We start from the raw sequence: 11,714 nt of genomic DNA on the forward strand, positions 1-11,714 counted from the left end.
ATGACTGACCAGACTGCAGATGAAGCTGTGACGCCAGCGAAGCCGATTCCGACGGTTCGCGACTATATCGAGCTGATGAAGCCACGCATCATGATGCTTGTGGTGTTTACAGCTGCGGCGGGCCTGATTGCAGCACCTGGCAATATTCCTGTCGTCACCGCGATCACCACATTGCTGGCGGTCGCGCTGGGCTCTGGCGCCGCAGGCGCGATCAATATGTGGTATGATTACGATATCGACGCGATCATGACCCGCACATCGACACGCCCGCTGCCATCTGGCCGCGTCAATCGCGATGATGCACTGGCACTCGGCACGCTGATGTCGTTTGTCTCTGTGACGCTGATGGCGATTTCGACCAATCCGGTCGCAGCCGCCATGCTGGCCGTTTCCATATTCTATTATGCCGTCATCTACACAATGTGGCTGAAGCGTTCGACATCGCAGAACATTGTGATTGGCGGCGCAGCGGGCGCTTTCCCGCCTGTGATCGGCTGGGCGGCTGTGACAGGCACAATGCCGCTCGAAGCCTGGGCGTTGTTCGCCATCATCTTTGTCTGGACGCCGCCGCATTTCTGGGCGCTGTCTCTGGTCGCCAACAAGGATTACGCCAAAGCCGGCGTTCCGATGCTGCCAGTCGTCAAAGGCGCTGCGAACACTCGCCTGCAGGTACTTCTCTATACCTTCCTTCTGGTACTGGTTTCCTTCGTTCCTGTTTTCCTCGGTACGGGCGGTGTGATTTATGCGGCGCTGGCTGGCGTGCTTGGCCTTGCCTTCATCGTGCTGTCGATCGGATTGTTCCGTAGTCAGGCCGGTGAGGCGGAAGCCGGTGCCAAAGAGCGCAAACAGGCGCTCGGCGTGTTCGCCTTTTCCATTTTCTATCTGGCGGCGGTCTTTGCTGCGCTAATCGTTGAGCATGGTTTTGGTCTCTATTTTGACGGACCGCTCAAAGCCATCGGGATCGGAGCATAATGATGTCTAACGAGCCTGAGTTTCCACGCCAGATGACGCCCGAAGAGGCGAAGGCACGCAGCAAGCGTAATGTCATCCTCGCCTTGGCCCTGGTCGCCTTTATGGCCATTGTGATGCTGATTACGATGACGCGTCTGAAATCCGGCGTTGCACGCAATCAGGACTGGGATGGTCAGGCCGGCGCCGAACAGGCTGCCACTGCGCCAGCTGAAACCGGGCAGGGCGATTCGGCGGCGGAGGCACCGGAATCATGAGAAAGTCATGGATCGCAGGCGGATTCGCAACGATTGCTGTTGGAATGCTTGGCCTCGCATTCGCGTCCAAGCCGCTTTACGATACCTTTTGCCGGGTGACGGGGTTCGGCGGAACGACCCGCGAAGCAACCGAGCGTCCGGACAAAGTGCTCGATCGTGAAATCAATGTTCGTTTCGACGCGAATGTCACCGATGTGCCCTTCCAGTTTCGCCCGGTCGAACGAATGGTCACCACCAAGGTGGGTGAGAGCAATCTCGTTCTTTATGAGCTGACAAACACGTCCGACAAGCCTGTCAAAGCGATTGCGTCCTACAATGTCGCGCCGTTCAAGACAGGACCTTATTTCACAAAACTCGAATGTTTCTGTTTCACCGAACAGGAGTTTGCACCTGGTGAAACCGTCAAGCTGCCCGTTATCTTCTTTGTAAATCCTCTGATTGATGAAGAGCGGCAGTTGGACGATGTGCAGACAATTACGCTATCTTATACCTTCTACAGGGCAAAAGATGACAAACAGGAGCTTGCATCTTTTGGCGATTTGGGCTCTGAACACTAGCAAACGTTTCAAGCGTTCGTGCGAAAGATACTAGGGGAATTCCATGGCGCACGCCGAAGTCAAACACGATTATCACCTGGTCGATCCGTCACCATGGCCATTGCTTGCGTCACTTGGCGTTTTTCTCTTGGCGCTTGGCGGCGTGGTCTTCATGAAAGGTCTCGCGCCGGTTGCTGACGGCTCGGACCTGAGCTTCTTCTCTTACATGGGCAGCGTTTTCTTCTCGGTTGGAAAGCCGTGGATCCTGCTGCTCGGTTTCGTTGTCATTCTCTGGGTCATGTTTGGCTGGTGGGGTGACGTGATCAAGGAAAGCCGCGCTGGCGATCACACGCCTGTGGTTCAGATTGGTCTGCGTTATGGCATGGTTCTGTTCATTGCTTCAGAAGTCATGTTCTTCGTGGCCTGGTTCTGGTCTTTCTTTGAAATGGCGATCTTCCACACATCGCGTGCTGGTGGCACATGGGATTCTGCGAACCCATTGTTTGAAGGTCTGACCGGTTGGGCCAACTGGCCGCCTCCTGGCATCGAAACATTCGACCCATTCCACCTGCCGCTGATCAACACACTGATCCTGCTGCTGTCTGGTACAACGGTAACATGGGCGCACCACGCGCTTCAGCATGATGACCGCTCCGGCGCTCGTAACGGCCTGTTCCTCACTGTGATCCTCGGCGTTATCTTCTCATTCGTTCAGGCGTATGAGTATTCGATGGCACCGTTCTCCTTTGACGGTTCGCTGTATGGCGCGAGCTTCTTCATGGCGACCGGCTTCCACGGCGCGCACGTTCTGATCGGTACGATCTTCCTGGCTGTGTGTCTCATCCGCCTGATGGCTGGACAGATGACACCGAAGAAGCATTTCGGTCTCGAAGCTGCAGCCTGGTACTGGCACTTTGTCGACGTGGTCTGGCTGTTCCTGTTCGCGTTCGTCTATGTGACACCGAAGCTGGTGCTCGGCGCTTAACGTTCGCGCTGACAAGTTTTCTGCAAAAGGCCTGTCCTCGGACAGGCCTTTTCTGTATTCAGGGCCGAAGTTTGAAAGAGGCGTTTCATGACCTTCCGTCCCATGCCGATCATGTCTGTCCTTGCGGTACTCGGCCTTGCGATCCTGATCTGGCTCGGCTCCTGGCAATGGGTGCGCTATCAGGAAAAGCTGAACATGCCCGAACAGCTGGCTGAAAGCGCGTTTGTGCAGGTCAGGGGTGAGGCGCAGGGCGCGCAACTTCAGTATGTCTACACCACATTCAGTGGCGAGGCTCTGTGGCGGGTCTTTCAGGCCGTCGATGGGTGCTATCAGGGCGACGGAGCAGATGAGGTGTGCGACGCGCCTCTGTTTGTCGATATCGGTTTTCTGAGCACGCTGCGTCCGGAAGAAGAAGCGTTCGAACCGGAAGCCGTGTCACCAAATGGCGCCGACTATGTCATTGCCAGTGAAGGCCGAGGCGGTTTGTTTGGTGCGTCGGACGAACCGGACGCCGGGATCTGGTACAAGGCGAGCGCGCCGGCCATGGCATCCGCTCTGGGACTGGCAGGTGCAGAACAGGCGGTTCTGCTCGAGCCGGAACGTATCGAGATATTCCGTCAGAGTGAGACAGGTTTTCGCCCTGCGACGAGCGTTGAGAACCCTTTTGCCAATCCGGCAAAGGTGGATGATCTGCCGCCTGCGCGTCATCTGGGCTATGCTCTGACGTGGTTTGGGCTGGCGATGACGCTGATTGGCGTGTATCTCGCCTTTCATATATCAACGGGGCGGCTGGGTTTTGGCCGCAAGCGCTAGAAATACAAAGGGTAGGGCCTGACACCATGCAGTATATGTCCACACGTGGTGATACGAAGACGGTAAGTTTCGCAGATGCATGTCTGGCGGGGCTCGCACCCGATGGCGGGCTCTACACGCCAGTTGAGTACCCAAAGCTTGCGCCAGCATCCGGTAAGGAAAGCTATACCGATATTGCGACCCGTGTGCTCTCGGCCTTTGCAGGCGATTCGATCTCGGAAGCAGATGTGCAGACGCTTGTCGCAAAAGCCTATGCGAGCTTTGCCCATCAGTCCGTGACGCCGCTTTCAGAAATCGGTCCGGACCAGTGGCTGCTGGAACTGCATCATGGTCCAACGCTGGCCTTCAAGGATGTCGCGATGCAGATCATCGCGCAATTCTATGATCACTTGCTGGCAGAGCGCGGACAGCGACTAACGGTGTTGTGTGCCACGTCAGGTGATACGGGCGGCGCGGCGGCTGCGGCTTTTGCCGGGCTGGAATCTGTGGATGTTTTCATTCTGCATCCGCATGAACGCATTTCGCCGATCCAGCGTCGCTTCATGACATCGACGGGCGCAAGCAATGTGCACAATTTCGCGCTCGATGGTGATTTCGACGAATCACAGGCGATTGTGAAAGCGCTGTTTGCTGATCAGACATTCCGTCAGGATGTGCGCCTTTCGGGTGTGAACTCCATCAACTGGACTCGGATTGCGGCTCAGTCTGTTTATTTTGCAACGGCGCAGGCGGCCTTGGGAAGCGAGCGCAAACTGCGTTTTGTCGTACCGACCGGGAATTTCGGCGATGCGCTGGCGGCCTATGTCGCTGCGCGCTGTGGTCTGCTGAATGGGCTGGAAATCGTCTCGGCCGTCAATGCGAACCGCACCATGGTTGATCTGATGGAGACTGGAAAGCTCAGTAAGCGTGCGGCGCATGCAACCCATAGCCCGGCTATGGATATTGCCTTGCCAAGCAATGCCGAACGTCTGCTCTTTGAGGTGATGCAGCGCGATACCGATCAGCTTCGCAACTTTTACAACCAGTTCGCTCAATCCGGTGCAGCAGAACTGAGTGATCAGGCGCGCGGCGCGCTGGGCTGTGTAGGCGTCAAAGCGGTCAGCATTGATGATGGCGAGACCGAAGCGGAGATGAAACGTCTCTATCAGGAAACCGGAACGCTGCAGTGCCCGCATACGGCGGTCGGAACAGCGGCGGCGCGGGCAACGCGGGATGCGTCTGCTGACAGCGTTGATGTGATCCTGTCCACGGCTCATGCTGCGAAGTTCCCGGAAACGGTTGAGGCCATTACCGGGCATACACCGGCGCTGCCGGAACGAAGCGAATCCTGGCTTGCGCGTGACGAAGTGTTTGAGCGTCTTCCATCTGACCTCAACGCGGTTCGTGAAGCCATTCGCGAGCGCGTTTCCTGAGCGCCATGCCATGCTGACACGTTTCATAGGGCGACAGAGTTTCCGGCTGGATCTGCCGGACGCTGATTTTTACATCAGGCTGCCCCTTATGGAAGATTTCGAGTCCTGGCGTTCCTGTCGGCTGCGCAATACCGATCATTTACAGCCTTTTGAACCAACCTGGTCTGCGACAGCGCATTCGCGAACGAGCTTTCGCAACCATGTTCGCCGCGCGCAGAATGAGCTTCTGATTGATCGCGGGGCAAGCCTGTTCTTGATCGAGAAAGATGGCGGCGAGGTGATTGGCGGAATCAATCTGCGCAATATCCGCCGGAGTTCTGCGCAAATGGGCACGCTCGGCTATTGGATGAGCTCAGAATATGGCGGCGCAGGGCGCATGAAGCGTGCGGTCGGGCGCCTCGTGCAGTTCGGCTTTGAAGACTATAATCTTCACCGGATTGAAGCCGCCTGTGTGCCGGAGAACAAAGCGTCTGCGGCCATATTGCTTGGAAACGGGTTTGAGGAGGAAGGCTTCGCCAAAGCCTATCTGCGGATAAACGGAAGCTGGCGTGACCACCGTCTGTTTGCCATTCTGCGGCCAGATGATATGCCCATGCAGGACGTATCGACCTTCAGATTTTAAAGAACCTGCCGCGACGATAGCTCTGGTCTTCCTTAACGGCAGTCTCTCTACATTCCACGTCAGATAACAAAGGTTCGGAGGAGACATGCCGAACCGACAGAAACAGGCGGGAAACATGACGGACTATCCACTACCTTACGCATCTCAGGATCTGACAGGACAGGTCGCACTCGTGACGGGCGCAACGTCCGGCCTTGGCTGGCGCTTTTCTCAGGTGCTGGCAAATGCGGGCGCGAAAGTTGTTGTCGGGGGGCGTCGCAAAGAGCGTCTGGATGAGCTTGTTGCCCTGATTCAGAAAAATGGCGGTGAAGCCGCTGCGGCGACCGTGGATATGACCGATAGTGAGAGCATTATCGGTTTCGTCGAAGCAGGTGACAAGGCGTTCGGGACCCCAACCATTCTTGTGAACAATGCCGGAATTCCAGATGCGCAGCGGGCGACGAAGATGCCGATCGATCTGATTGATCGTGTGTTTGACACCAACCTGCGCGGCCCATTTGTGCTGGCAACAGAAGTCGCGCGCCGTCTGATGGATGCGAAGAAGCCTGGGCGCATGGTGAACATTTCGAGTGCGGCTGCTTTCCTCTATTCCGGAGAAGGAGCGGCGCTGTATTCGGTGACGAAAGCGGGCATTGTCCGCATGACCGAAGCGCTGGCCGTCGAGTGGGCGCGCTTCAACATCAATGTGAATGCGATTGCGCCGGGTGCCTTCCAGTCCGAGATGATGGACGGTATGCTGGAACGCGTTGGTGACATTTCGAAGGGCATGCCGCGCAAGCGGATTTGCGACCCGGCACTGCTAGACAGTTCCTTGCTGTTCCTGTGTTCATCAGCGTCAGAGGCGGTCACCGGAACCGTCATCCGCGCAGATGATGGCCAAAATCCAAGATAAGCTGGCTCGAGAACCCTGAAACTGAGTTTGCAGGTGATTTTCCTGTTCTGAGGCGATAGCATCCGGGGAATGAATCAACCCCAATCGCCTCAGATCAGATTCGACAAAGCCCTGGAAGCGGCTGGCGTATGCGTTTGGGAGTGGAAGCAACAGGGCGCGCGCCTGTCTCTGCGCGCGCGCGGAAACGTGTTGCCGGAACTGACGGGTGACTGGAAGCTGGCGGACTTTCTGTCGGTTCTGGACGGTTTGTCTGCCGGAGAGCTGACAGAGCTTCTGACCAATCCGCCTCACGAGAAACCGGATATCAAAACCGTCCTGACGCTGGCCGATGGCAAGAAGCTTCAGGTGCTTGGCGGGTATCTGGCCGATGGTCGCGCACGTGGATTGATCTATGCGCTCGATCACAGAAAGACCGTTGAACATGACGCGCGTGTTGAAGCGGTTTTTCAGCCCATCATTCGACTCGAAGATGGTGCGATTGCAGGGTTTGAAGCCCTGGCGCGCTGGCGCGCACCTGACGGCACGTTGAAATCGGCAGGTGAGTTAGAGGGCGCAGGTAGTTTGCTCTCCGGGCACGACCTTGCGCTGTCCATGCTGGAACAGGCGTCTGAGGCGCTCGCACGCTGGCGTGGGCGCTTTCCTGAGCTTGATCTGTTCATTCAGGTCAATCTGTCCGGTGCCGATCTCTATCGTGGAGACGTGCTGGAAAAGGTGGGAGAGATCTGCCAATCCGATGCGTTTCCAGCCTCAGCGATCAAGCTGGAACTGACTGAACAGATGGCGTTGCGCGAGTTCGATGCGGGGATCGCCGCGGCTTCTGCGCTGCAGGCGTCCGGTGCCAGTCTGATTCTCGATGATTTCGGGTCCGGGCATTCCTCACTTGCCTGGCTGGCCGCAATTCCTGCCGCTGGTATCAAGCTTGATCCGCAGCTGACCCAGATGCGTGGCAAGCGCATTGATCTGGTGCTGGCAGGCATCGCGAAACTGGCGCGCAAGCTGGACCTGAGCATCACCGCAGAAGGCATAGAGGATTTCGAGCGCGTCGAGTTTCTGCGGAAAATCGGCTGCGACTATGTGCAGGGCTTTGCGTATGCGCGGCCTATGGAGGTTGAGGCGGCAGATCGTTTTCTGGTCAGCCAGTCGACGCTTGGCAACCTCACCACGACGGAAGACTGATCAGGCGCTTCCGGCTGTCCCGATCTGAATCTGGGTTGAGGAAATGCCAAGCTTCTGAAGCGCTTTTTCCCATTTGTTGTCGAAGTCACAGTCAAAGATGATCTCATCATCTGCATCTGTGACGAGCCAGATATTTTCTTTCAGCTCGGCTTCCAGCTGATGCGGCCCCCAGCCTGAATAGCCAAGCGCCAGCCGACACTTTTTCGGGCACTCCTCAGAGGCAATTGCGTGGAGCACTTCCTTGGTCGCGGTCAGCCGGATGCCATCGGCTACGGGAATGGTGGCGCCAATGCTCTCGAAATCCTCGGAGTGGAGGACGAAGCCCCGATCCTTTCCAACCGGACCGCCCAGAAGGATCGGGTCTGTCGGTGGATTTGCCTGAATCGGCACATTCAGCTGATCGAGCAGTTCGGGGAGGGTGAGGTCCATCATTGTCCGGTTCAGAACAATGCCCATCGCATGTTCGTCATTATGCGCGCACAACAGGATCACGGTACGCGAAAAGCGGTCGTCATCAATTCCGGGCATGGCAATCAGAATCTTGCCCGCCAGGCCTTCTTCATTTTCGAACTCATGCATGCAGCTGCCCCTTTGTCTGACATGGTCTCGTGCTCGGCTGTCGAACGCAAGACTTGTTTGCAGCAGAATAAAGCCCTTTAGTGGGGTAACCCGATTGTGACTTGGCTTCGCTGACTATAGCTCGTTATTGGGAAATTCGGAATTGGGAGGTTTGAAATGACGATTTCTGTTGGAGATAAACTGCCGGACGCAGTGTTTATGACCATGGGTGAATCCGGCCCGGAGCCTGTGAAGTCGTCTGACTTCTTCGCGGGAAAGAAGGTTGCATTGTTCGCAGTACCAGGTGCCTTCACGCCGACCTGTTCTGCCAAGCACCTGCCAGGTTTCAAGGAGAAGGCTGGTGACCTGAAAGCGAAGGGCGTGGATACCATCGCCTGCACATCCGTGAACGATGTTTTCGTCATGGACGCCTGGGGCAAGGATCAGTCCGTCGGTGACGACATTGTCATGCTCGCAGACGGCAATGGTGGTTTTGCAAAACAGCTCGGTCTCGACATGGACGGGTCCGGTTTTGGCATGGGCACACGTTCGCGCCGCTATTCCATGATTGTGGATGATGGCGAGATCACTCAGCTGAATGTTGAGGAAGGCCCAAGCTTTGAGGTTTCCAGCGCTGACTACATGCTCGGCAAGCTCTAAAAGCCCGACACATATGAAACATGAAACCCGGTCAGCACCCGCTGGTCGGGTTTTTCTTTGTCACTTCCTGCCAGACTGAAACTGGCGCATAAGAGATTGTAACAAAGTGGCGCCATTATGCGCCCTTGTCGGGTGGGTTTTCCGTTTTGCAATCTGCACTTATTGAAAAGCAATAAGAAAACCTTACATATAGTTCATGTTATACATGAAGGGGAGTTGCATATGGAAAATCTGATTGTCGTTATCATTCTGGTTGTTGTGGTGCTTATCTTTCTTAAAAGCGCCCTGAAATTCGTGCCGCAGGGCTACAACTGGACTGTGGAGCGTTTCGGTCGCTACACGACAACACTCGGCCCAGGCATGCATGTCATCATTCCGGTCATGGATGGTATCGGCAAGAAGATGAACATGATGGAGACGGTGCTGGACGTCCCGCAACAGGAAGTGATTACCCGTGATAACGCGATGGTTTCCTGTGATGCGGTTGTGTTCATTCAGGTCGTTGATGCCGTTGCTGCCGCTTATGAGGTGAATGATCTTGAGCGCGCGATCACCAACCTGTCGCTCACGAATATCCGGACGGTGGTTGGCTCTATGGATCTGGATGAAGTCCTGTCCAACCGCGACGATATCAATGCGCGTCTTCTGACAGTCATTGATGCGGCAACCAATCCATGGGGCGTGAAGGTAACGCGTATAGAGATCGCTGACCTGACCCCGCCTGCCGACATTACCGAAGCCATGGCGCGTCAGATGAAGGCAGAGCGGATGAAGCGTGCTGAAATTCTGGAAGCGGAAGGCAAGAAACAAAGCCAGATTCTGCGGGCTGAAGGTGAGAAGCAATCTGCGATTCTCCAGGCTGAAGGTCGCCGGGAAGCTGCGTTCAAGGATGCTGAAGCGCGTGAACGCGAAGGTGAAGCCGAAGCGCGTGCAACGGCCTTTGTTTCTGAGGCGATCGCCAAGGGTGACGTGAACGCCATTAACTACTTCCTTGGTCAGCGTTATGTTGAAGCCTTTGAGAAGCTTGCGTCATCAAACCAGCAGAAGACGGTCATTGTGCCAGCTGAGTTCGGGTCTCTGGTCGGCGCGATTGAAGGCATTCGCACGCTGACGGAATCTGCGAAGAAGTCCAACTCCGGTGGTTCTTCTTCTTCGGGCAATAGCGGCCCATGGGGAGACAGCCAGTAATGGAGATTCTGGCTTCTGCTTTTGAGGTGATTACGCCCTGGCATTGGCTGGGGCTCGCCCTTGTTCTGCTCGGCATCGAAATGATGCTCGGCACATACGATTTGCTCTGGATATCGGCTGCCGCATTCGGAGCCACCTTGTGGGCCGCATTGCCGCTGCCCGCCGGATTATCGAGCTGGCAGGCCGAAGCAATCGTCTTCTGTATTGCGGCGCTGGTCTTGCTGGTATTGGGGCGAACCGTGTTTTCGAACCTTCGTTCCGCTGTGAGTGACCGACCGTCGCTCAATCAACGCGGGCGGAGCCTGGTTGGCAAGAAAGCTGTCGCGGTCACGGATTTTGCTGCAGGTGAAGGACGCGTAAAGCTCGGTGATACCACTTGGATGGCGTTGGCCGATCAGGCTGCTGTGATCACCCAGGGCATGGAGGTCACGGTTCAGGACACCGAAGGAACGGTCCTGAAGGTCAGCCTCTGATATCGACATCAAAAGGCCTTGCAGGATTTGCGAGGCCTTTTCTTTTCAGCCGCTCTTTGCTTCGGTGGCACCTTTGCGAGCGAGTTCGTCCGCACGTTCATTGCCCTCATCGCCAGCATGTCCTTTGACCCATTTCCAGGTCAGATTCTTGTGCTTGCGGGCGGCATCATCTAGCCGCTTCCAGAGGTCTTCATTTTTGACCGGCTTTTTCGCTGCCGTCTTCCATCCATTGCGTTTCCAGCCATGGATCCATTTCGTCAGACCATCTTTCACATAAGTGGAATCGGTATGGAGAATGACGTCATGACCCAGCTTCACGGTTTCCAGCGCCTGAATGGCTGCCATGAGCTCCATGCGATTATTGGTGGTTTCGGTCTCACCACCATAGAGTTCTTTTTCGTGTGAGCCGCTGCGTAAAAGCACGCCCCAGCCACCCGGGCCCGGATTTCCCGAGCACGCACCATCTGTCCAGATTTCAACTGTCTTCGCCATGAGCTGTAGAAACAGAGCTTTGCAGAGAAGGTCAATCAGAAGACATGGATGGTGCTGGTATCAAGGCGTCTCAGTTGAGTGGCAGGGCGCAAAATAAGCAGGTGAACGGTCGCCGTCAGGGCGCCGGCAAGACTTCCAATAAGCAAACCACAAAGAACACTGCCTGCGATCGTTTGAAGAGCGACAGAACGGCTTCCAGTATATGTGTCTGTGAAAAAGTGCTGGTACGGAATGATTGAAGCCAGTCCGACAAGGCAAGCGCCAGACAACAGGCAGGCGATAAAATAGGGAAGCCGGGTGGCAAATCCACGATGTGGAAATCGACCAAGCGACTGCCCGAGCAAAATCCAGACCAGCGGCACCGTGATGAAACACACAAAGACGTTGAACATAGAGACGATGAGCGCGGTGGTTACGCCAGTCAGAAAGCTGTTCTCAGCCGGAAAACGCCCCATCCCATCCAGTTCGTGCCCTGTGATCGCGATGTGCAACAGGTTCAGCAGGAAAAAGAGACAAATTGCGACGAGAGTCACAGCAAAAACAGAGAAGATGCCACTAACGAAACAGGCCAGTTTGTTGCGCCTGATGGATAGGCGAGGGCGCCCGAACATGTCTGTGCCAATCGATTGCAATTTCGTGCCGGAGGCATCCTGAACCATTGTTCTCGTCCCTACCGTGCGA

15 protein-coding genes are annotated in these 11,714 nt (G+C 55.9%); 12 read left to right on the forward strand and 3 right to left on the reverse strand.

Features of this window, described 5'->3' with window-relative positions; genetic code table 11:
* From ACFQDM_RS03910 to ACFQDM_RS03950, 9 genes are all read left to right on the forward strand, one after another.
* Complete coding sequence (locus tag ACFQDM_RS03910) at positions 1–972, forward strand: heme o synthase (RefSeq protein ID WP_377375753.1); 972 nt, start codon at positions 1–3, stop codon at positions 970–972.
* 2 nt (positions 973–974) lie between these two features.
* Positions 975–1,226 (forward strand): hypothetical protein, encoded by a 252-nt coding sequence (locus tag ACFQDM_RS03915; RefSeq protein WP_377375756.1) that lies wholly within the window; start codon positions 975–977, stop codon positions 1,224–1,226.
* The gene (locus ACFQDM_RS03920; RefSeq protein ID WP_377375759.1) at positions 1,223–1,783 is read left to right on the forward strand and encodes a cytochrome c oxidase assembly protein; all 561 of its coding nucleotides are present in this window, start codon (positions 1,223–1,225) and stop codon (positions 1,781–1,783) included. The genes ACFQDM_RS03915 and ACFQDM_RS03920 overlap by 4 nt, the downstream gene beginning before the upstream one ends.
* A gap of 43 nt (positions 1,784–1,826) precedes the next feature.
* Positions 1,827–2,747: a cytochrome c oxidase subunit 3 gene (locus ACFQDM_RS03925; RefSeq protein WP_377375762.1), complete on the forward strand. Its 921-nt coding sequence runs from the start codon at positions 1,827–1,829 to the stop codon at positions 2,745–2,747.
* 87 nt (positions 2,748–2,834) lie between these two features.
* The gene (locus ACFQDM_RS03930; protein ID WP_377375765.1) at positions 2,835–3,560 is read left to right on the forward strand and encodes an SURF1 family cytochrome oxidase biogenesis protein; all 726 of its coding nucleotides are present in this window, start codon (positions 2,835–2,837) and stop codon (positions 3,558–3,560) included.
* Positions 3,561–3,595: 35 nt separating this feature from the next.
* Entirely contained in the window at positions 3,596–4,972 is a 1,377-nt protein-coding gene (thrC, locus tag ACFQDM_RS03935; RefSeq protein ID WP_377375767.1) for a threonine synthase, read from the forward strand.
* Between the two features lie 10 nt (positions 4,973–4,982).
* Entirely contained in the window at positions 4,983–5,594 is a 612-nt protein-coding gene (locus ACFQDM_RS03940) for a GNAT family N-acetyltransferase (RefSeq protein WP_377375770.1), read from the forward strand.
* Positions 5,595–5,709: 115 nt separating this feature from the next.
* Positions 5,710–6,486, forward strand: coding sequence for an SDR family NAD(P)-dependent oxidoreductase (locus tag ACFQDM_RS03945; RefSeq protein WP_377375772.1), 777 nt, complete (start codon positions 5,710–5,712; stop codon positions 6,484–6,486).
* A gap of 69 nt (positions 6,487–6,555) precedes the next feature.
* Positions 6,556–7,662, forward strand: a complete 1,107-nt coding sequence (locus ACFQDM_RS03950) for an EAL domain-containing protein (RefSeq protein WP_377375775.1) — start codon at positions 6,556–6,558, stop codon at positions 7,660–7,662.
* On the opposite strand, the gene ACFQDM_RS03955 is transcribed toward ACFQDM_RS03950, so the two are convergent.
* A complete protein-coding gene (locus ACFQDM_RS03955) occupies positions 7,663–8,241 on the reverse strand; it encodes a YqgE/AlgH family protein (RefSeq protein ID WP_377375777.1) in 579 nt (192 codons plus the stop codon).
* Between the two features lie 156 nt (positions 8,242–8,397).
* Here ACFQDM_RS03955 and ACFQDM_RS03960 point away from each other — a divergent pair, with 156 nt between their 5' ends.
* From ACFQDM_RS03960 to ACFQDM_RS03970, 3 genes are all read left to right on the forward strand, one after another.
* Entirely contained in the window at positions 8,398–8,880 is a 483-nt protein-coding gene (locus ACFQDM_RS03960) for a peroxiredoxin (RefSeq protein ID WP_377375780.1), read from the forward strand.
* 222 nt (positions 8,881–9,102) lie between these two features.
* The gene (locus ACFQDM_RS03965; protein ID WP_377375783.1) at positions 9,103–10,068 is read left to right on the forward strand and encodes an SPFH domain-containing protein; all 966 of its coding nucleotides are present in this window, start codon (positions 9,103–9,105) and stop codon (positions 10,066–10,068) included.
* On the forward strand, positions 10,068–10,541 hold the full coding sequence (locus ACFQDM_RS03970) for an NfeD family protein (RefSeq protein WP_377375785.1): 474 nt from the start codon (positions 10,068–10,070) through the stop codon (positions 10,539–10,541). The genes ACFQDM_RS03965 and ACFQDM_RS03970 overlap by 1 nt, the downstream gene beginning before the upstream one ends.
* 45 nt (positions 10,542–10,586) lie before the next feature.
* Here the strand turns inward: ACFQDM_RS03970 and rnhA are convergent, their stop codons facing one another.
* Both rnhA and ACFQDM_RS03980 read right to left on the reverse strand, forming a co-directional pair.
* The gene (gene rnhA, locus ACFQDM_RS03975; protein ID WP_377375787.1) at positions 10,587–11,033 is read right to left on the reverse strand and encodes a ribonuclease HI; all 447 of its coding nucleotides are present in this window, start codon (positions 11,031–11,033) and stop codon (positions 10,587–10,589) included.
* 35 nt (positions 11,034–11,068) lie between these two features.
* Positions 11,069–11,692, reverse strand: coding sequence for a hypothetical protein (locus ACFQDM_RS03980; RefSeq protein ID WP_377375789.1), 624 nt, complete (start codon positions 11,690–11,692; stop codon positions 11,069–11,071).
* Positions 11,693–11,714: the final 22 nt, after the last annotated feature.

The organism is Ponticaulis profundi, assembly GCF_042659465.1.
GTDB lineage: Bacteria > Pseudomonadota > Alphaproteobacteria > Caulobacterales > Hyphomonadaceae > Ponticaulis > Ponticaulis profundi.